The following is a 19,839-nucleotide window of genomic DNA, read 5'->3' as shown; positions in this document are numbered from 1 at the left end:
CTGGCGATCGATATCCCGGCACAACAAGGAAGGGTCACAAGCTCACAACCATTCGCCACACCTCGACGTCGCGGATGGGAGCGCTCCCTCGCTCACGGTGTGGAACCGGTTCCTTTTGATCGCTTCGAGGACTACGCTGTCACCGGCGCGGCGACCGCGCCGCCACCCACGCAACGGCGTGATCAGGTCGAGGAGGACCGATGAGCACGATCGCCGACGTCGCTGCGCGTGCCGGGGTGTCGAAGGCCACCGCGAGCCGCGCACTGAGTGGACGCGGTTATGTCTCGGAGGACACCCGTTCCCGCGTCACGGATGCCGCCCGCGAACTGTCGTACGTCGCGCACTCTTCCGCGACGAGCCTGGCCACCGGTCGGACGCAGACCGTGGGCATCGTGATGCCGCCCGTCGACCGCTGGTTCTTCGCCGAGCTGCTGGCAGGGATCCAGGAGTCCCTGCTGATGCTCGATTACGACCTCTCGCTCTACGGGGTGCCCGAAGGATCGCAGACGCGAGAGCGGCTGTTCGAGAGTGTCCTGCCGGGCCGGCGCTTCGACGGCATCATCGCGGTGGGCATCCAGCCGAGCGCGCGCGAACTCGAACGCCTGCAGCTCACCGGGCGCCCGCTGGTGAGCGTGGGCCCATACGGCGAAGGATCCACTGCCGTCTCGATCGACGACGCCGCCGCCGCCCGCATCGCCACCGAACACCTCATCGAACTCGGGCACACCGACATCGCCTTCGTCGGGGGATCAGCCGACGAGAAAGCGCTGAGCCTCGGCGACGCCCGGCGACTCGACGGCTATCGTGGCGCGCTACAGGCCGCCGGACTCGCCGCGCATGCGCGGGTCGCCGGCGCCGCTCCCACCATGCCGGGCGGCTATGCGGCGACGGCCGGCCTGCTCGGCGACCGCCGGAACCGCCCGACCGCGATCGTCGGGGTGTGCGACGAGGCGGCCATCGGCGCGATCATCGCCGCACGCCGCCTGGGTATCGCCGTGCCGACCGAACTCAGCGTGGTCGGCATCGACGACCATCAGCACGCCGACATGTTCGCCCTGACCACGATCGGCCAATCGCCCCGCGAACAGGGACACGAGGCCGTGCGCCTCCTGATGCAGCGGATCGACCGGCCGGACGCTCCGCTCGCGCATGTGTCGGCAGCATCCGCCCTCGTGGTGCGCAACTCCACCGCCCCGCCGCGCTGAACGCATCGAAAAGCGCCAGGACGCACGAAGGCCCCGGGCGAACCCGGGGCCTTCGATCAGAAACGCGTGAGCGTCGCGATTACTTGAGGGTAACCGTTGCGCCTGCCTCTTCGAGAGCAGCCTTGGCCTTCTCGGCGGTCTCCTTGTTGGCGCCCTCAAGGACAGCCTTCGGGGCACCGTCGACGACAGCCTTGGCCTCGCCGAGACCCAGCGAGGTGAGCTCGCGGACGGTCTTGATGACCTGGATCTTCTTCTCGCCAGCAGCCTCGAGGATGACGTCGAAGGAGTCCTTCTCTTCCTCAGCCTCAGCGGCGCCTGCGCCACCCGCAGCACCGGCAACGGCGACGGGAGCAGCAGCGGTGACCTCGAACTTCTCCTCGAACGCCTTGACGAAGTCGTTGAGCTCGACGAGGGTCAGGCCGGCGAACTGCTCGAGCAGCTCCTCAGTGGTGAGCTTAGCCATGATGAATCTCCTAGATAGATGGGGTTTGTAGACGAGATCGCAGGTCGCTTACGCGGCCTCTGCGGTCTCCAGCTTTTCGCGAAGAGCATCGATGGTGGCGGCAGCCTTGCCCATCGTCGCCTTCATCATGCCCGCAGCCTTCGCCAGCAGAACCTCACGGCTCTCCAGCGCGGCGTACTTGTTGACCTCGTCCGCGGTGAGGGCGTTGCCCTCGAAGATGCCGGACTTGATCACGAGAAGCGGGTTGGCCTTGGCGAAGTCACGCAGAGCCTTGGCGGTGGCGACGAAGTCACCGTGCACGAACGCGACAGCCGACGGACCCTTGAGGTCGTCGTCCAGCGCGGAGATGCCAGCCTTGTTGGCGGCAATCTTGGTCAGCGTGTTCTTCACCACGGCGTACTCAGCGTCCTGACGGATGCTGTTGCGCAGCTCCTTGAGCTGGGCAACCGTCAGACCGCGGTACTCGGTCAGCAGGACGGCGTTCGAGTTCTCGAATGACTTCGTGAGCTCGGCGACCGATGCATCCTTCTGCGCCATGGTCACTCCTTGGTGTGTACGAGGCGCCGCACGGTGGTGGGGCGCCGACCTGGACCACCTGCACAGAAAAAGCTCCGGCGCAAGCGCACGGAGCTTTGAGAAGTTCGTGTCCTGCGCGGGCCCCTGCTGTGCAGAGCTTCGATCTTGCGTGCTTGCGCACGCCTGATGACCAGCGGTCTTCGGTTGAGACAACACTACCTCACCCACCCCCGTCCCCCAAATCCCCCTCTCCCGCCCCTCCTCCTCGTCCTCCCCCCTCTTCCTCCCCCTCCTCTTCCTCCCCCTCCTCTTCGCCGAGTGCACGGGTTGTTGACGAGTGCACGGGTTGTTGACGTGAATATGCGGTGCGCTCGGCGGCAAGCCGTGCACTCGGCGTCGCGATGGGGCGGCGAGGGTCAGGGCGGAGTGATGTGGAAGGCGGCGAGACGAGCGGCGAGAGCGGTGGGCGTCGCGATGTGCTCCGACCCCCATCGGGCGAAACGCCACTGCGTGCGACCCCGGATCCAGTCCTCGCGCTGCTTCTCCGCGAGCAGGACCTGCTCGAGCGTGCGCCCCGAACGCAGAGCCTCGTCGAGGTACTTCGTCTTGCCGTCGAACTCTCCGAAACTGCGGACATCGGCGAGCCCGAAGTCCACGAAGTAGCGAGTGCCGCCGGGCCCGTCCACCGGCACCTGCAGGTCCGGGGCGGCGAAGCCGAGTCTGTGCAGATGCAACCGGCTCACACTCTCACCGGGAAGCTGCGCCCGCCCGTCGGCGAAGTCCGCGACCCACCGCGCCTGACGGATTCCCCTCGCTCCCCCGGCACCGGTCAACCTGGCCGCGAGTTCACGACGCCAGGAGAGGACGGCCTCCATGTCCCACTCCCACTGCCGCTCCGCCATCTGGCGCTCCGCAGCATCCGCCAGCGCCACGGCCGCGGGCGGCGTCAACGTGCGGATGAGGTCCAACACCGTGCGCGACAAGGTGGTGCACCGGATGCCGTCGCGCACCGTGACGTCGGAGATCGGGAGCGGAGCGACATGACGGAACACGTCCGGCGCACTCGAGATCCTCCGCGGCGACGGAGTGGTCATATGGACACGGGCGAGGCGCATCGCGTACAGCGGCAGTCCCCACAGCACGGCCGCCGATGCATGGGACATGACGGCGGGCCCGCTCGCATCGCGAGCCACAGCGATGACGTGCGCATGGTGCCGCTGTTCCGGCCGCAGAGACTCACGATCGACGGCGTCCATGAACCACCCCCGCCGGACGCCGAACAGCACTCCGCTCTGCAGCGCGGCGGCGATCCCCCGATCTGTCCAACCGTTCAGAAAGAGATCTGCCCGAGATCGGACGAGCTGGGTGAGAACAGGCACAGTTGTCATCGGCATGCCTCATAGTTCTGCCCTCCCCCGTCTCCACACCCCTTCTCCCCACCCCTCTCGCCTCTTCTTGCTGCCCCGGCTCGTTGTGTAGGACGGGTGCTGCGCCGCGAGTGCACCGGATGCTGCCGAGCGCACGAGTTGCACGCGTGAACGGGCCGTGCGCTCGGCAGCACGCCGTGCACTCGGCGAAAGGGCGAGGGAGGAAGAGAGGAGGGAGAAGCGAGGGAGAGAGGGACGCGGGAGGGCGGCGTGTGTGAGAGGGAGGGTCGGCGAGCGGGGTTAGGGTCGAAGGGTGACCCCGGAACTCGCCGCACGCATCGTCGCGGACTCTCGCGACCGCGTGGCGTGGATGCGAGCACGTTCCCGTGGCATCACCGCCACCGACGTCGCCGGGCTCACCTCCGAGAAGTCGATCGCTCGCGCGGCGGACTCCAAGCTCGGCGGAGGCCCCCGCTTCGGCGGCAACGCCTACACCGATCACGGCCGGCGGCGCGAGCCCGAGATCGCCGCCTGGGTCGCAGCGACCCACGGCATCCTCCCCTCGTCCGCCCTGTTCCGCGCCGAGGTCGAGCATCGCCACCTGGCCACGCCTGACGGCATCGCGGTCGACGCCGATGGGCGCGTGAAGCTCGCCGAGATCAAGACGACCAACAAGGCGTTCCGCGGCATCCCGCGCACCTACCTCCGCCAGATCTGGTGGCAGCAGCACGTTCTCGGGGCCGAGCGGACGCTGTTCGTTTGGGAGGAGCACGTCGACTTCTCCCCGATCCACGACGAACCGCGCTGCGTGTGGATCGACCGCGACGACCGTGAGATCGCCAAACTGGTCGGCCTCGCCACCAACCTCATCGACGAGCTCTACCGGCGCACCACCGGCCGGCAGGTCCCGAGCAGCACGCCGGACGATGCCGCAGCCAGCCGCCGCGAGCAGCTCCGCGAACGCGACGCGTTCCGCGCACTGGCACTCGCCGACTGAGTCCGCAGCTTCGGCCTAGTAGCTCGCGGTGGTGCCCATCGTGCACTGCGGGTTCGCTCCGAGCAGGCCCATCGTGGCATTCGCCACGAGCCAGTCCGACTTCCACCCGCCCGGCCCGGTGAAACGGATACCGAAAGTCTTCGTCGCCCCGAGAAGTCCCGTGAGCAGGCCGCCGTCGATGACGGTGACATAAGCGGCCGCACTCCCCGTCGTCTTGACGTTCCCGAGGAGGTCGCTCAGGATCGGCTCGAGCAGCCCCTGATTGACGATCTGCCCGAACTCCGCCTTCGTCAAGTCGTATCCCGTCGCGGCGGCGGGCGCCCGCCAGGAGATGGTCACCTTCGGGTTGACCCCCAGCAAGCCACTGCTCGCCACACAGCCCGGAGAACCCGTGGCGATGGGCTCCGGAACGTTGATCGAAGTCCCGGTCGCGGTCGCCCGCTCGGCATCGAGCCACGCCGCCTCGGTCGATGGAACGGTCGGGACGAGGCCGACACCGATGAGCACCGAGATTCCGAGCACGGCGCTCGCCGAGCGCAGACGCTTCGCGGGACTCACCGGTCACCGCCGGGTCGCCATGCGACGAGGGTGCCCGCCGTAGCCGAACGACGACGAGCAACCAGCAGGACGCCGACGACGACCAGCGCCGCCCCTCCGCCGAGCGCCCAGGGCGGCAGCGGCGAAGGACCGGTCGCTGCCAGGCCGCTATCGGGACCGACGATCACGTCCTCGCCGACGCCGCTGGCATGGAGCCGGAGACTCGTCGAGCCCGCCGCCGCCTCCTCACCGAGCCCGATGGAGAGCCGCACGTGCGCGACGTCGGTGTCAGCCACCTCGCCGAGTTGCGCCTCACCGCCGTCGCGCGGGACCTGCCATGCCGAGCGCACGATCACGGCGCCACCGGGGCATGCGCTCCCCTGCCAGGCGCGCAGGCAGATCGACACGTCGAGGACCAGCGGCGCTTCACCGGTGGCGCTCAGCGCGATCGTCACGATCCCCGGGTCCGGCGCATCCGCGCTGACAGCGACATCCCATCGCACCTGCTGCCCGGGGAGCAGGGATCCCGCGGCTTCCCAGTCCGCGACCGAGACGAGCCGCAGGATGCGTCCCTGGATGACCTCCGTGGTCGGCGACGCCCATGCGGGGGCCGCCGAGCCGAGCAGCACGAAGAGCACGATGACTCCGGCGCCCAGGCGTCTCATGAGCGCCGATCCCTCCGCCGCTCCCCCGCCACGACCAGCGCTTCCGGAGCCGCGGGCTCTTCGGCAGCCGCGAGCCCCCCGACGTCTCCTGAGGGTTCCTCCGCCGCCGCACGCTCTCGCCGCGGCCAGAACGCCCACACCACCAGCAGCGATGCACCGAGCGTGACCCCACCGAGCACCCACGGGCTGCCGAACCAGACGATCACGTTCGCAAGGGCGGGCACCGAGCCACGGACGATGCGGACGTCGGACACGGTGTACGGCGCCGGATCCTCGACGTCGTTCGCGTCACCCTTCATCGTGATGACCCGCTGTTCGCCCTGATCCGCCTGCTCGACGCCGGTGACGCGGTGCGTGATCGGCAGGGCCGCATCCCGATCCACCGTCACGACGTCACCGACCGCGATGTCGGCGGCGGGAATCTTCTGCACGAGCGCGACGGATCCTGCCGGGATGGTCGGCGTCATCGACCCGGTCTTGAACATGATGAGCGAATAGCCACCGGTGAAGGCCAGGATCACGAGCAGTATGCAGAGCACGCCGCCGACGGCTGCCAGGGTGAGCAGCACCTCCCGCAGTCCCCGTGCCACGGCGCGGGCGCCGCGTGTGATGGTGGCCATGTCGTCGCTCAGCTCGTGCTTCCGGTGAAGGTCCAGGTCGGTTTCACGGTGCCGCCCTGTGCTGTTCCGGTCGCGTCTGCCGGCAGCTCGAGCACGACGCAGTAGGTGATCGTGTTGAGCGGGCTCACGGTCAGGGTCTGCGCGGGGAGCGCGGGAACCGCGGTCAGCGCGGCCGTCGCGGTCGCACTCGTCGTGCAGTTGGCGGGAGCCGCGACCACGGCGATGTTCACCCTGATCGCGTTCTGCAGCGCGAGGTCCGCTCCGGTCGGCGCCGTGCCCGCATTGTTCGTCACGGCCACGGCGGTGAGGTTGACGGTGCCGCCCAGGGTGCCCGACGCCTGCACCTGCACATACGCCGCCTTCTTCACCCCGGGATAGAGGCCCGACGCGTCGAGAGGTACGGTGAGCACGGTCTCGGTCGGTCCGTGCGACGCGAATGCCCCCTGATCGGACCGTGACGCGATCGAGAAGCTCCCCGCACTGACTGTGCTCGTCGCAAGCTCCTGGTCGGTCCACGCCGCGATCGTCATCGTCGCGCCGACGCCGAGAACCAGCCCACCGGCGAGCAGCGCCCGCACGCGCCGAAACGTGCGCGAGGGCCGCCGCGGGAGAGTTGCACGCAACGAGCGGCGAGTGGGCGCTACGGCTGCACCGAGGTCGCGTTCCACTGCCATGTGACGGTTCCCGTGTCGCCCTGCTCGATCCCGCCCGCACCGGAGGCGGCTGTGACCTGGATGCACAGGTTGACGTCGGTACCCGGCGTCATCGTCGCGGGTACCGCGGTTCCCGCGGCGAACGCGGTCTCGTCACAGCCGAACGTCGCCCCCGTCGACACGACGTCGTAGGTCAGCTTGCTGCCGGTGGCGAAGTCGCCTGCGCCGACGGGAGCGACGGCATCGAGCGTGGCGTCATAGGTGCCGCCGAGCCGCAGGGCGTAGGGCGCGTACACCACGTCGCCCGGGCTGAGGTTCGTCGGGTTGAGCTCGAAGGTCAGCGAGGCTGCCGCGTCGTCGGTCGCGTGCTCGCTGAACGTCGTTCCGTCAGTGGAGCCCGTGAACGTGAAGGATCCGGCGGTGAAGGTCCCGTTCGCGAACTCGGAGTCGTTCCAGGCGGCGAGTGTGACCGCCACCCCCACCCCGAGGACGAGCCCGCCCGCCAGAACGGCGAGAACCTTGCGCTGCGTGTCTTTGGTTGCCATCGGAGTCCCCCTCAGGAATCAGGCGATCGCGTGAATGCCTGAGAACGACCGCCTCGCAGAGGCCCGCATCCCCGCCGTGCCCTCATCCTCACCGACCCCTTCCCGCAGAACAAGGCGATTTCGCGCACGTCCGAGGCACATCGCGCGCACCGCGCGTCGCCTCGCAATGGTTGACGTAGATCAACGATTCACATATAGTTGACGCAGTTCAACCATCTTGTGCGCGCCAGAGCTGTCGCAGCATCCGTCCTTCCGACCGCGAAAGGTCTCGCATGACCACGGACTCCCCCGTCAAGATGACGCATCGCCAGGTTCTCGAAGCCCTCACCGGGCTCCTCCTCGGCATGTTCGTCTCGATGATCGCCACCACGGTGGTCTCCACCTCGATGCCCGTCATCGTGCACGACCTCGGCGGCGACCAGGCCGCGTACACCTGGGTCATCACCGCGACCCTCCTGACGACCGCGATCTCCACCCCGATCTGGGGCAAACTCGCCGACCTCTTCAACCGCAAGCTCCTGATCCAGATCGCGATCGTCATCTTCGTCGGAGCGACCGCCGCGGCCGGCTTCGCTCAGGACACGAACACCCTCATCGCCTTCCGCGCCATCCAGGGGATCGGCGGCGGCGGGCTCGCCGCCCTCAGCCAGGTCATCATGGCCGACATCATCAGCCCTCGCGAGCGCGGCCGGTACATGGGGCTGTTCGGCGCCGTGATGGCCGTCGCCACCGTCGGCGGCCCGCTCCTCGGCGGTTGGATCACCGATGTCGCGAACTGGCGCTGGAACTTCTTCGTCGCGCTCCCCTTCGCCGTGGCCGCGCTGATCATCCTGCAGAAGACGCTGCACATCAGCACCGAGCGCACCCGCAAGGTGTCGATCGACTACGTCGGCATCGTGCTGCTCTCGGCCGCCGTGTCGCTGATCCTCATCTGGATCACGAACGCCGGCTCGACGTTCGACTGGTGGAGCACCGAGACGGTACTCATGGTCGGCGGCGCCGTCGCCTCGGCCATCGCCTTCATCATCGTCGAGCTCAAGGTGCGCGAGCCCCTCATCCCTCTCACGCTGTTCCGCGGTCGCACGTTCACCCTGTCGGTGCTGGCGTCGATCTCGATCGGTGTCGCGATGTTCGGCACCTCGGTGTACCTCGCGCAGTACATGCAGCTCTCCCGTGGCGCAACGCCCACCGAGGCCGGGCTCATGACCCTGCCGATGATGGCGGGGCTCCTGATCTCGTCGATGGTCATCGGCCAGCTCGTGACCCGCTTCGGCAAGTGGAAGGGCTACCTGATCCTCGGATCCGTGCTGCTGATCGCCGGTTCCGTGATGCTGTCGACGCTGCACTACGACACGAACTTCATCCTCGTCTCGATCTACATGTTCGTGATGGGCGCCGGCGTCGGCATGACCATGCAGAACCTCGTCCTCATCGTGCAGAACGTCGCGAAGCCGAGCGAGATGGGCGTCGCGAGCTCGGGCGTGACGTTCTTCCGCAGCCTCGGCGGCACGGTCGGCGTCTCGGTCATGGGCGCCGTACTGGCGAACAGCCTCACCAGTCTGTTCAGCGACGGCAAGGAGCGCATCGGCGCGGCGATCGCGCAGCTCGGCGACAAGGGCGCCGACGTCGCCGCACAGCTCTCCAGCGGGACGCTGCCCGAGGTCCGGCTGCTTCCGGAGCCGGTGCGTTCGATCATCGAGGACTTCTACGCGCAGGCCATCTCGCATGCGTTCCTGATCGGCATCCCGCTCGCGGTGATCAGCCTCATCGCGATCCTGTTCCTGCCGAACCGTCCGCTCACCACGATGACGACGAGCGAGCGGGCGCAGGCGGATGCGGCGAAGGCGGACTCGGCCGCAGACGACGATGCCACCCCGGTCGACGACGCGGCAGACGTCGCGATCGCCGATGCCACGGCGCTCTCCGGTGCACCGACCACCGGCACCGTCACCGTCGTCGGCCGCACACGCGACGCCCACGACGATGCGGCCTCCGATGCCGGACGCTGACCACCCTTCCGACACCCCCGAGGCGCGGGCCGCTGCGGTCCGCGCCCTCGAGGCGGAGTTCGGCGAGCTGATCACTCATTTCCGTCGCGTGATCTCGGAGAACGCCAACCGCGTGAGCCCCGGTCTGTTGCCGGGCGCCTACAAGATCTTCACGACGATCGCACGCTGCGAGACCGTCACGGTGTCGTCGCTGTCCGAGCGGATGCTGCTGGACAAGGGGCAGGTCAGCCGGATGGTGCGCGAACTCGAGGAGCTCGATCTCGTCGAGCGTTCGGCCGATCCCGCCGATGGGCGCTCCTTCCTGCTGCAGCTCACACCCCTGGGTGAAGAGCGCCTCGCGGTCGCGCGGCTCCCTCAGGAAGGCCGGCTGCTCCGCACGCTCGAAGACTGGAGCCTCGCCGATATCGGGAGCCTCACCCGCCTGCTGCACGCGCTGGCTTCAGGCGCGAGCCCGGACGCGATCGCGTCTGAGTGACGGGCGTCGCACCGAGCACCCGCCGCGCCTCGACGGCGATCTCGGCAGCAATGTTGTCGAGCAGGTCGGAGCGCAGGTTCCACTGCTGCCAGTAGAGCGGGACGCGAAGGGTCGGGCCGCCCAGCGGGACGAGTCCGGATGACTCCTGCAGGAGCGGGACCATCCCCCACCCCAGCCCGAGCCCGACAGCGAGCGCATAGTCGTGGGACGCCGGAACGTAGTGTCGTGGCACCCCCGCCTCGCTGACGGCCATCGCGCGGAGCCACTCATGCTGCAGCGTGTCCCGCCGGTCGAAGTCGACGAACGGTGCGGCGGTCAGGGCATCCGCCGTCACCCCGTCAGCGAACCAGCGCGATGCGAACCCCGGTTCCGCCATCGCCCGATATTCGAGCACGCCGAGCGGCGACACCGAGCATCCGGCGACCGGCGCGGCCTCGCTCGTGACCGCGGCCATGACGGTGCCGGATTCCAGGAGCCGAGCGGTGAAGTTCTGGTCGTCGCGATGCAGGTCGAAGTCGATGTCGTGGCCGGCCGCGAGTCGGGAGAGGGGCGCGAGGAACCACGTCGCCATCGAATCGGCGTTCACAGCGAGCGGGATGCTGATCCGCCGGCTCTCCGCGTCCTCATCGATGCCCACCCCGATGAGCGCATCGTGTTCGAGCAGCGCGATCTGGCGCGCCAAGCGGACGACGGCCTCACCCGCCTCGGTCAGCTTCGCGGGCTTCGTCCGCACGACCAGGATCCGACCGAGTTGCTGTTCGAGGGTCTTCAGCCGCTGACTCACCGCCGATGGCGTGATCTGCAGTCGCCTGGACGCGGCGTCGAGCGTGCCCTCGTCGACGATCGCGGCGAGAGTGGCGGCCAGTTCCGGGTCGATCCTCACATAAGTGATGCTAATGGTTCGGTAGGAATCTTCGCTTCTCTTCATGGGTCGTGATTCCTAGGCTGGACCCATGCTCACCGTTCTCGCCGGCCTCGGACTCGGCCTCTCCCTCATCGTCGCCATCGGCGCGCAGAACGTCTTCGTGCTGCGCCAGGGAATCCGCCGCGAGCACGTGTGGGCTGTCGTGATCATCTGCGCCCTGTCGGATGCCGCACTCATCGCTGCCGGCGTCGCGGGACTCGGATTCGTGCTGTCGGCCGCTCCGTGGCTCGTCGTCGTGGCCCGCTGGGCGGGGGCGCTGTTCCTGCTGAGCTACGGCATCCTGGCTGCTCGTCGGGCCTGGCGCGGCGGCGAAGAGCTGCGGGTGGACGGAGCGGATGCCGCCGGCTCGGGGGCGACGACTCCGAGCGGCCCCACGGCGACCCTCACCCGCACACGGCTGGCACCCGTGATCCTGACCACGCTCGCCCTCACGTGGCTCAACCCGCACGTCTACCTCGACACGGTGCTGATGCTCGGCTCGATCGCGGCCACGCACGGCCACGAACGCTGGCTGTTCGCCGGCGGCGCCATGGCCGCCAGCATCCTGTGGTTCACGGCGCTGGGATTCGGTGCGCGGTATCTGGGACGCTGGCTGCGCACGCCGCGCTCCTGGCGCATCCTGGATGCGATGATCGCCGTGGTCATGATCGCCATCGCGATCAGCCTGGTGCTGCCGGTGCTGGCCGGCTGACGGATCAGCTGCCGTCGATCTGCGACAGTCGGGCCCGGACCAGGTGCTCCAGCACCTCGTCGGGGATCGGATGCTCGGGCTGGAACCGGATGGTGCCCTTGTCGACGCTGACGCTCGGATGCCCCTCCAGCGCTCCCGCCACCGCCGCGACGGCATCGGGGCTGAACGGATAGATGCCGATGTGCTTTTTGGCGCGCATCACCGACAGGAGGGGCTTGCCTCCGTACACGAGCGCCGGCATGCCGTAGCCCTTCCCCTGCTCGGCCTCCGGAGCCTCCCGCCGTGCAAGCGCGTAGACCCGGTCTATCGCGTCACGATCCGCGGAGCTGAGTTCTTCGAGGTAGTCGTCAACGGTGCCCATCCCGGCATCCTGCCACCCCCGCCCCTCCGCGACAACGCAGAAACGCCCCCGGGCGGACCCGGGGGCGTTTCAGAGAGTCAGACTCAGATGGAGTTGACGTCCAGCGGGATGCCGGGGCCGAACGTGGTCGACACCGCACCCTTCTGGATGTAACGGCCCTTCGAGCTCGACGGCTTGAGGCGGACGATCTCCTCGAGCGCTGCGCCGATGTTCTCGTTCAGCTGCTCTGCGGTGAAGGACGCCTTGCCGACGACGAAGTGCACGTTGGCGTGCTTGTCGACGCGGAACTCGATCTTTCCGCCCTTGATCTCCTCGACGGCCTTGGCCGGGTTCGGGGTCACGGTGCCGGTCTTCGGGTTCGGCATCAGACCACGCGGTCCGAGCACCTTTCCGAGACGACCGACCTGGCCCATGAGCTCCGGCGTGGAGACCGCGGCGTCGAAGTTGGTCCAGCCATCGGCGACCTTCTGGATGAGCTCGGCGCCGCCGACCTCATCCGCACCTGCGGCGATCGCTGCCTCGGCCGCGGGGCCGGTGGCGAAGACGATGACGCGGGCGGTCTTACCGGTGCCGTGGGGCAGGATGACGGTGCCGCGCACCATCTGGTCTGCCTTGCGGGGGTCGACGGCGAGCTTCAGCGCGACCTCGACGGTCGAGTCGAACTTCGACGAGCCGGTCTCCTTCGCGAGGGCGACTGCCTCGGTCGGAGTGTAGAAACGGTCTGCCTCGATCTTCTCGGCGGCAGCCTTGTAAGCCTTGGACTTGGTAGCCATGATTATTCTCCTCAGCCCTCGACCGTGATGCCCATGGAACGGGCGGTGCCGGCGATGATCTTCGAGGCGGCCTCGATGTCGTTCGCGTTCAGGTCGGCCTGCTTGGTCTCGGCGATCTGACGGACCTGGTCCTTGGTGATCTTCGCGACCTTGACGGTGTGCGGGGTCGCGGAGCCCTTGGGGACGCCCGCGGCCTTCTTGATGAGCTCCGCCGCCGGCGGGGTCTTCAGGACGAAGGTGAAGCTGCGGTCCTCGTAGACGGTGATCTCGACGGGGATGACGTTGCCGCGCTGCGACTCGGTCGCGGCGTTGTACGCCTTGCAGAACTCCATGATGTTGACGCCATGCTGACCGAGCGCGGGGCCGATCGGCGGCGCCGGGTTGGCTGCACCGGCGTTGATCTGAAGCTTGATCAGGCCGGTCACCTTCTTCTTCGGTGCCATTCTCTTTCCTTTCATCGAATCGGATGCCGGAGCATCCGCTTCTCCCACAGATCCGGCGTTTCCGGATCGTGGTCGTCTCTGCGCACGCCGAAGCGGCACACAAACCACACAAGTCTACCTGATCCTGCCGCACAGCACGAACGCCGCATCGCCCCGAGCTGAGGAGCCAAGACACGCCGCAATCGCCCGACGTGCTGCGGCGCGTTCTGACCCTTCGCGAGAAGGGAGCGAACGCGAGAACGGCCGCCCCGAAAGGGACGGCCGCTCTCTTGAGGACTGGTGTCAGACCATCTTGGTGACCTGGTCGAACGAAAGCTCGACCGGGGTCTCACGCTCGAAGAGCGAGACGAGGACCGTGAGCTTGCCGCTCTCGGGCTTGATCTCGCTGATCGAACCGGGAAGACCCGCGAACGAGCCCTCCTTGATCGTGATGGTCTCGCCGACCTCGAAGTCGACCTCGGCCGGCAGCGGACGAGCGACGGCGAGGCCGCCCTTCGACGCGATGTTCTTGGCCGTGGGGGCATCCTTGACCTCGACGAGCGACTTCAGCATGTTGAAGGCCTCTTCGAAGCGCAGCGGGGTCGGGTTGTGGGCGTTGCCCACGAAGCCGGTGACACCCGGGGTGTGACGCACGACCGACCAGGTGTCTTCCGTGAGCTCCATGCGCACCAGCACGTAGCCGGGGATGCGCACGCGGGTGACCATCTTGCGCTGGCCGTTCTTGATCTCGACCACGTCTTCCATCGGGACCTCGATCTGGTAGATCTCGTCCTCGACCTCGAGCGTCGACTTGCGCTGCTCGATGTTGGCCTTCACCTTGCGCTCGAAACCGGCGTAGGAGTGGATGACGTACCACTTGCCCGGGAGCATGCGGAGGTCCATGCGGAAGGCCTCGTACGGGTCTTCCTCGGCGTCCTCGTCGTCTTCGTCGGAGGATTCCTCGTCGCTCTGCTCTTCATCAGCGCCGAGGTCGGGGCCGTCGTACGGGGTGACCTCGTCGGCCGCAGCCGCGTCGAGGTCGGCGGCCTCTTCGGCCACAGATTCGTTGAGGACCTCAGCGGCAGCCTCAGACTCAGCCGCTTCGTCCAGGTTCAGAGCGTCGTTCACGATCGCGTCCGCCTCCGGGTCGTCGATGTCGATGTCGATGTCAGCCGTGTCATCTTCTTCGCCGTCCTCGTCTTCGACGTGGACCGCGACGTGCTCGGCCGAAGTGACTGAGAGCTCTTCCTCAGCGAGGACGTTGCCCTCCTGGGCTTCGTCTTCCTCGCTGGACTGCTCTGCGGCGGTCGCCCAGTCGGCGTCGTCGGAATATCGTTCAGACACGTTGTTTCTTCTCCATAGCTGCGGCGCGAGCCGCGGGGGTCATCAGCCAGGGATTCCGAACACCCAGTGCGTCAAGAACGCGAACAGCGTGTCCAAGCCGTAGACGATGCCCATGACGATCAGAACGAAGACGAGCACCACCAGGGTGAACTTGAACAGCTCCTTGCGAGTCGGCGTGACGACCTTGCGGAGCTCGGCGATGACCTGGCGGATGAACAGGGCGATACCCCCGAAGAACCGTGAGAAGGGGTTGCCCTTCTTCTCGCGGGTGGCGCCGGCCGCGACGACCTCGCCGCGCGGTTCGTCCTGATCCATCCTGAATGTACCTTTCGTGTGTCAGCGTTGCGCTGACGCGCAGGGCGGACAGGAATCGAACCTGCAACCTGCGGTTTTGGAGACCGCTGCTCTGCCAATTGAGCTACCGCCCTAGAGACCGGGAGGTCTCGGGGTTCTCTCTCCACTCTGCCACCGTGACTGCGATCGGGAGACCCCAGGCATGGCGAAAGAATGCAGAGAACAACTGCCCCACAAGCATACGGCATCGATCCGGTGGCGCCGAACCGGGATCGCGAAGGCGTGTTCTTGTTAGGCTCAGCGAGCGTATGCAGGAGGAGGGAGCGCCGGTGAGCGCTGAGGTGCAGCAGTTCCAGGTGGATCTGCGCGGTGTGGTCGATCTGCTCAGCAGACACATCTACTCCAGTCCACGGGTGTACCTGCGGGAACTCCTGCAGAACGCCCGCGACGCGATCACCGCACGTCGCGAGGTCGACGGCGGCGGCGGACGCATCCGGATCACTCCGCTGACCGCGGAGAACGGCGAGTTCGTCCTGCGCGACGACGGCGTGGGACTCACCGCGACGGAGGTGGCCGATCTGCTGGCCACCGTCGGGCGCAGCTCCAAGCGCGACATCTTCAACCTTCCCCGGAGCGACTACCTCGGGCAGTTCGGCATCGGTCTGCTCAGCTGCTTCATGGTGGCGGACACCATCGTCATCCGCTCCCGCAGCGCCCGCGGCGGTGCGTCCGTGGAGTGGACGGGAAGCTCCGACGGCACGTTCCAGGTGGCCGAGATCGACGAGGAGCTCCCCATCGGCACCAGCGTGCACCTGGTGCCGCGCTTCGACGCCGACGAGCTGCTGCGCCCCGCCACCGTGCACGAGCTCGCGACGACATTCGGCGAATTCCTGCCCGTGCGGGTCACGATCGACGGCCCCGGCGGCGACATCGACATCACTAGGGACGCGCCGTTCCTCGACGCCGCCCGCGATCCCGATGCCGCCGTGCAGTACGGACGCGACCTGCTCGGCGCGAGCCCCCTCGACGTGATCGAGCTGAGCGAGCCCGCCACCGGCACCCGCGGCCTCGCCTACGTGCTGCCGTTCGCCCCGCCGCCGGGTGCACGTCAGGCGACGCGCATGTACCTGGGACGGATGCTGCTCTCCGAGCGCGTCGACGACGTGCTTCCCGAGTGGGCGTTCTTCGTCCGCGCCGTGATCGACTCCACCGGGCTCGCTCCGACCGCGAGCAGGGAGTCGCTCGTCGACGACGCGGCGCTCGAGCGCGTCCGCGAACAGCTCGGCGCCGGCATCCGCCGCTGGGTCCTGGAACTGGGACTGAGCGAGCCGCATCGCCTCGCGCAGTTCGTCGCCGTGCACGAGGTCGGACTCAAATCCCTCGTGCGTCACGACGAGGAACTGGCCCATTTCATCTCCCGCTGGCTGACCGTCGAGACCACGCACGGCACGGTGCGGATCGGCGATCTCGTCGAGCGCTACCCGCACGTGAGGTACGCGCAGAGCGTCGACGAGTTCCGCCAGGTGGCCGGCATCTCGCCCGCCGACGAGGTGCTCGTCAACGGCGGATACCTCTACGACGCCGACCTGATCCGGATGCTGCCCGAGCTCTACCCGCACGTCACCGTCGAGCAGGTCGATGTCACCGGAGAGCTCGACCGCCTCGATCCTCCCCCACTCGACGACCGCGACGCCGCCGTGGCCCTGGAGACGCGCGCGGGTGCCGTTCTCGCCGCCTCCGACTGCTCGGTGGTCGTGCGCTCGATCGACCGGCCCGACCTCGCCGGGCTCTACGTCGCCGACCCGGAGGTGCTGCGCGCGATCGACCGCGGCCGCACCAAGGGTGTCACCGGCGCACTGTGGGGCGGCGTGCTGGACCGCATCGACAAGACCCTGTCTGCGGCCCGCGAAGACGACCTCCGCGCCCGCCTGTGCCTGAACTGGTCGAACCGGGTGGTCCGCGCCCTGGTGCGCGTGCAGGACGACGCCGTCTTCGCCCGCACCGTGCAGCTCCTGTACATCCAGGCGCTGCTCGCCGGGCACCATCCGCTCGCCGACGCCGACCGTGCGCTGATGACCAGCGCGCTCGCCGACCTCGTCTCCCTCTCGGCCGGCATCGAAGGGGATCAGATCCCCTTCGGCGACGTCCGCTGACACATCCCACCGAAGGGTTCCCCCATGGCACGTCCGAAGAAGCGCTTCCAGCAGCTGATCGAGGAGATCGACCGCACCCCCTGGGGCCCTGCAGAGCAGGCCCTGGTCTCGGAAGCGGTGGCGCTGGCCGTCGAGCTCGGGGATGAGCGGCTCGAGTACGAGGCCCGGATGCGGCAGACCGCCTCGGCGAACATGGGCGGCGCGACCGATGTGATGCTGAACTCGTTCGCCTGGTGCCTCGCACACCATGAGGCCGACCCGCAGCGGTTCCCCGCCGACCTCGACAACGGCGGCGCCGACCTGATGTGGCAGTTCAAGTGGATGGCGGCGTCTCTGCGCTCCTCGCCGGCGTTCTCCCAGGAGCAGATCGCCGCCGTGCTCGACGACATGGAGAAGCACTACCGCGCCGGCGGCCTCGGCGTGAGCGGAGTGCTCACCGCCCGCTTCGAAGACGCGTGGGATGCCGGACGCATGGACGAGGCCGAGACACTGCGCGTGCAGTTGGAAGCCACGCCACGCGACGACCATAGCCACTGCGATGCCTGCGGCCGGAGCCAGATCGCCGGCTTCTTCGCGGACACCGACCGTGACGCGGAGGCCATCGTCCTCGTGGAGGAGATGATCGAGGGCGGATTCTCCTGCGGAGAAGAGCCCGAGCATGCCCTCTCGCGCGTGCTCCTCCCCTACCTCCGCGCCGGGCGCTTCGACGAGGCGAAGACCGCGCACCTGCGCAGCTACCGGTTGGCCAAGGACAACCCCGACAATCTGCGCATCGTCGCCAACAACATCGTGTTCGCCGCGCTCACCGGTAACGAGGCCCGTGCGCTCGCCCTGGTCGAGAAGCACATCGCCTGGCTCGCCCATGACGGCCTGAACGTGGATGCACACTTCGCCGCCCTCGCCGCCCTCGCCGTCGCGCTCGACCGGGTCGCCGCAGCCGGCCACGGCGACACCCCGGTACGCGGAGCGGAGTCGCCCGCGCTCGTGCCGTTCTTCGGAGAGCACGAGGGCCGCTGGAGCGCCGCCGAACTCGCGGCATCCGCCTGGTCGGCCGCAGACCGCATCGCCGCCGCGTTCGACGAGCGCGACGGCACCGACGGCCACGCGCGCAGCCTGGCGCGCATGCGCGCCCTCTCCGACGAGCAGTACGACGTGCCGATCCGCTCGGACGCGTTCGTGGCCCCGGCCTCCTCGACCGCCCCGGTGGATGCTGACGGGTGGTTCGAGCGCGCCATGCAGCTCGCCCAGTTCGGAGCGGAGCACGAGACCCTCGACGCCCTCCCTCGTGCCCTCGAGGTCGAAGACCCCGACAAGCGCGCCCAGCTGCTCTCGATGCGTCTCGGGATCCTCATCGCCCTCGAACGCGCCGATGAGGCGCTGGAGCTGCTTCCCCAGCGCATCGCCGCGCTCCGCGCCGCCGGTCGCGACGAGCAGGCCGACCTGGAGGAACGCCTGGGACTTGCGACCTTCGGGATCGACACGCCCGAGGCGATGGCCGACCTGGAAGACGCGATCGCCGATGCGGCGTCGCTGCCCGCCTGGTCGCGCGGCGACCTCGCCATCAGCCGGGCCGCACTGCACCTGCGGGCAGGCGAAGCGGATGCCGCCCTCGACCTCGCCGAGCTCGCCGCGCGCTCCTTCGTGGAGGCGGATGACACGCGCCTCGCCAACACCACGACCCTCATGGCGATCTCCGCCGTGCTGAGCAAGGGCGACATGGAGGCGGCGACCGCACTGCTGGACCGTTTCCTCGCGCAGGACGACCTCAGCACGGGGCATCGCGCGCAGGCGCTCCAGACCAGGGCTCGGGTGCGCGGTGGCGGCAACAGCTATGCAGAAGGCGCGGTCGACGCCGACGAGGTATGCCGGCTGCTCGCCGAGCTGGGCGCGACCCGTGCTCTCGGCGACGCGCACCTGCTCGCCGGGGCACTCTGGGAAGACGCGGACGAGCCGGAGAAGGCCGTCTCCCGCTACCGCCTCGCCGCGCGCCTTGCGGGCGAGGGCGAAGGCGACTCGACCGGCGTGGACTTCCGACTCGCCAGGGCCATGCTGCGCGTCGGCGACGCCGAAGAGGCGGCAGAGCTGTTCGGAGACGTGCTGCAGCGCGAGGAGGAGGCCGAAGTCGCCGCCGGCTCGCGCGCGATGACCGCCTCGATGCTGGCACGGTCGCTGAGCGCGGCCGGAGAGTTCGGCCAGGCCGTCGGCGCCCACAGCTATGCCTCCGAGCTCTTCGGACAAGCCGAGGAGCACGCCGACCAGGCGATGTCGATGACCGAGCAGGCCAAGATCCTCGCACGCTTCGACGAGCACGACGACGCGATCGGCCTGCTCGAATCCGCCGCCGAGACCGTACGCCGAGCCCCGGACGCCGTGGGGGCGCTGACCGAAGTGCTGCACAGCCTCGGACAGGCATACGGCGGACGCGGAGACGAGCGCGCGTTCGCGCTCTTCGACGAGGTCGCCGCCCTCGCACAGCAGCACGAAGCCGAGTGGCTCCTCGCCGACGTCACCGATTCGCGCGGACGCGCGTTCGCCGAGCTCGGCCGGATCGACGAAGCGGTCGCCGCCGCCCTCACCGCGGCCGACGGGTTCGCCGCGCTCGGCGACCTCGGCTCGGCCGGCGGCTCCGAACTCTTCGCCGCCCGCGTGCTGGCAGGGAACGACCGCTCAGCCGATGCGGTCCCCCTCTACCGCAGCACCATCGACCACGCCGCCGACCACCCTCCGCTGCTCCAGGTCGCAGCTCTCGAGCTCGGCAACGTCCTCGAGTCGCTCGGGCGGCATGGTGAGGCGGCCGAGGTGCGGGGCCTCGTGCAGAGCTGAC

The 19,839-nt window shown here is 68.6% G+C and carries 21 protein-coding genes and 1 tRNA gene; 7 read left to right on the top strand and 15 right to left on the bottom strand.

Annotation, left to right across the window (positions count from 1 at the left end):
- The first annotated feature begins 200 nt into the window (after positions 1–200).
- The gene (locus tag J7E45_RS15980; protein WP_091037742.1) at positions 201–1,205 is read left to right on the top strand and encodes a LacI family DNA-binding transcriptional regulator; all 1,005 of its coding nucleotides are present in this window, start codon (positions 201–203) and stop codon (positions 1,203–1,205) included.
- Between the two features lie 79 nt (positions 1,206–1,284).
- Here J7E45_RS15980 and rplL read toward each other — a convergent pair whose 3' ends face one another.
- The 3 genes from rplL to J7E45_RS15965 all read right to left on the bottom strand — a co-directional run bounded on the left by rplL (position 1,285) and on the right by J7E45_RS15965 (position 3,572).
- Positions 1,285–1,668, bottom strand: a complete 384-nt coding sequence (rplL, locus tag J7E45_RS15975; RefSeq protein WP_091037745.1) for a 50S ribosomal protein L7/L12 — start codon at positions 1,666–1,668, stop codon at positions 1,285–1,287.
- A gap of 48 nt (positions 1,669–1,716) precedes the next feature.
- Positions 1,717–2,205, bottom strand: coding sequence for a 50S ribosomal protein L10 (rplJ, locus tag J7E45_RS15970; protein WP_029261006.1), 489 nt, complete (start codon positions 2,203–2,205; stop codon positions 1,717–1,719).
- A gap of 395 nt (positions 2,206–2,600) precedes the next feature.
- Positions 2,601–3,572, bottom strand: a complete 972-nt coding sequence (locus J7E45_RS15965; protein ID WP_215070553.1) for a hypothetical protein — start codon at positions 3,570–3,572, stop codon at positions 2,601–2,603.
- A gap of 292 nt (positions 3,573–3,864) precedes the next feature.
- On the opposite strand from J7E45_RS15965, the gene J7E45_RS15960 reads away from it, so the two are divergent.
- Positions 3,865–4,548, top strand: coding sequence for a YqaJ viral recombinase family protein (locus tag J7E45_RS15960; RefSeq protein ID WP_091027449.1), 684 nt, complete (start codon positions 3,865–3,867; stop codon positions 4,546–4,548).
- Between the two features lie 15 nt (positions 4,549–4,563).
- On the opposite strand, the gene J7E45_RS15955 is transcribed toward J7E45_RS15960, so the two are convergent.
- The 5 genes from J7E45_RS15955 to J7E45_RS15935 form a co-directional block, all read right to left on the bottom strand.
- A complete protein-coding gene (locus tag J7E45_RS15955) occupies positions 4,564–5,106 on the bottom strand; it encodes a hypothetical protein (protein ID WP_215070551.1) in 543 nt (180 codons plus the stop codon).
- Positions 5,103–5,750 carry a hypothetical protein gene (locus tag J7E45_RS15950; protein WP_215070549.1) on the bottom strand — a complete coding sequence of 216 codons (648 nt, stop codon included), beginning with the start codon at positions 5,748–5,750 and terminating at the stop codon, positions 5,103–5,105. Before J7E45_RS15950 ends, J7E45_RS15955 begins: the two co-directional genes overlap by 4 nt.
- Positions 5,747–6,370 (bottom strand): signal peptidase I, encoded by a 624-nt coding sequence (locus J7E45_RS15945; protein ID WP_215070547.1) that lies wholly within the window; start codon positions 6,368–6,370, stop codon positions 5,747–5,749. The genes J7E45_RS15950 and J7E45_RS15945 overlap by 4 nt, the downstream gene beginning before the upstream one ends.
- An 8-nt stretch (positions 6,371–6,378) precedes the next feature.
- Positions 6,379–6,948, bottom strand: a complete 570-nt coding sequence (locus J7E45_RS15940) for a SipW-dependent-type signal peptide-containing protein (RefSeq protein WP_091027455.1) — start codon at positions 6,946–6,948, stop codon at positions 6,379–6,381.
- A 62-nt stretch (positions 6,949–7,010) separates the two neighbouring features.
- The gene (locus J7E45_RS15935; RefSeq protein WP_091027460.1) at positions 7,011–7,568 is read right to left on the bottom strand and encodes a SipW-dependent-type signal peptide-containing protein; all 558 of its coding nucleotides are present in this window, start codon (positions 7,566–7,568) and stop codon (positions 7,011–7,013) included.
- 272 nt (positions 7,569–7,840) lie between these two features.
- Between J7E45_RS15935 and J7E45_RS15930 the strand changes: the two genes are divergently transcribed.
- Complete coding sequence (locus J7E45_RS15930; protein ID WP_215070545.1) at positions 7,841–9,577, top strand: DHA2 family efflux MFS transporter permease subunit; 1,737 nt, start codon at positions 7,841–7,843, stop codon at positions 9,575–9,577.
- On the top strand, positions 9,564–10,052 hold the full coding sequence (locus J7E45_RS15925) for a MarR family transcriptional regulator (protein ID WP_215070543.1): 489 nt from the start codon (positions 9,564–9,566) through the stop codon (positions 10,050–10,052). The genes J7E45_RS15930 and J7E45_RS15925 overlap by 14 nt, the downstream gene beginning before the upstream one ends.
- Here the strand turns inward: J7E45_RS15925 and J7E45_RS15920 are convergent.
- The gene (locus J7E45_RS15920; protein WP_215070541.1) at positions 9,991–10,935 is read right to left on the bottom strand and encodes a LysR family transcriptional regulator ArgP; all 945 of its coding nucleotides are present in this window, start codon (positions 10,933–10,935) and stop codon (positions 9,991–9,993) included. The genes J7E45_RS15925 and J7E45_RS15920 overlap by 62 nt on opposite strands.
- 70 nt (positions 10,936–11,005) lie before the next feature.
- Between J7E45_RS15920 and J7E45_RS15915 the strand changes: the two genes are divergently transcribed.
- Positions 11,006–11,668, top strand: a complete 663-nt coding sequence (locus J7E45_RS15915; protein WP_215070538.1) for a LysE/ArgO family amino acid transporter — start codon at positions 11,006–11,008, stop codon at positions 11,666–11,668.
- A gap of 4 nt (positions 11,669–11,672) precedes the next feature.
- Here J7E45_RS15915 and J7E45_RS15910 read toward each other — a convergent pair whose 3' ends face one another.
- The 6 genes from J7E45_RS15910 to J7E45_RS15885 form a co-directional block, all read right to left on the bottom strand.
- Entirely contained in the window at positions 11,673–12,029 is a 357-nt protein-coding gene (locus J7E45_RS15910; protein WP_215070536.1) for a DUF1801 domain-containing protein, read from the bottom strand.
- A gap of 83 nt (positions 12,030–12,112) precedes the next feature.
- The gene (gene rplA, locus J7E45_RS15905) at positions 12,113–12,802 is read right to left on the bottom strand and encodes a 50S ribosomal protein L1 (protein ID WP_017829144.1); all 690 of its coding nucleotides are present in this window, start codon (positions 12,800–12,802) and stop codon (positions 12,113–12,115) included.
- 11 nt (positions 12,803–12,813) lie between these two features.
- The gene (gene rplK, locus J7E45_RS15900) at positions 12,814–13,245 is read right to left on the bottom strand and encodes a 50S ribosomal protein L11 (protein ID WP_091027467.1); all 432 of its coding nucleotides are present in this window, start codon (positions 13,243–13,245) and stop codon (positions 12,814–12,816) included.
- Between the two features lie 282 nt (positions 13,246–13,527).
- Positions 13,528–14,568, bottom strand: coding sequence for a transcription termination/antitermination protein NusG (nusG, locus tag J7E45_RS15895; RefSeq protein ID WP_167634326.1), 1,041 nt, complete (start codon positions 14,566–14,568; stop codon positions 13,528–13,530).
- A 42-nt stretch (positions 14,569–14,610) separates the two neighbouring features.
- Positions 14,611–14,883 (bottom strand): preprotein translocase subunit SecE, encoded by a 273-nt coding sequence (secE, locus tag J7E45_RS15890; protein ID WP_029260992.1) that lies wholly within the window; start codon positions 14,881–14,883, stop codon positions 14,611–14,613.
- 40 nt (positions 14,884–14,923) lie between these two features.
- Positions 14,924–14,996 (bottom strand) — tRNA-Trp (locus J7E45_RS15885).
- Positions 14,997–15,191: 195 nt separating this feature from the next.
- On the opposite strand from J7E45_RS15885, the gene J7E45_RS15880 reads away from it, so the two are divergent.
- Together J7E45_RS15880 and J7E45_RS15875 are read left to right on the top strand one after the other, a co-directional pair.
- Positions 15,192–17,015: an HSP90 family protein gene (locus J7E45_RS15880; protein WP_215070534.1), complete on the top strand. Its 1,824-nt coding sequence runs from the start codon at positions 15,192–15,194 to the stop codon at positions 17,013–17,015.
- 24 nt (positions 17,016–17,039) lie between these two features.
- Entirely contained in the window at positions 17,040–19,838 is a 2,799-nt protein-coding gene (locus tag J7E45_RS15875) for a hypothetical protein (RefSeq protein WP_215070532.1), read from the top strand.
- Position 19,839 lies beyond the last annotated feature (1 nt).

The sequence above is a fragment of the Microbacterium sp. ISL-59 genome, assembly GCF_018613945.1.
In the GTDB taxonomy this organism is placed as follows: Bacteria; Actinomycetota; Actinomycetes; order Actinomycetales; family Microbacteriaceae; genus Microbacterium; species Microbacterium oxydans_B.
Note: the sequence above shows the minus strand (reverse complement) of the source record. Positions and strands in the feature narration are given on the sequence as shown.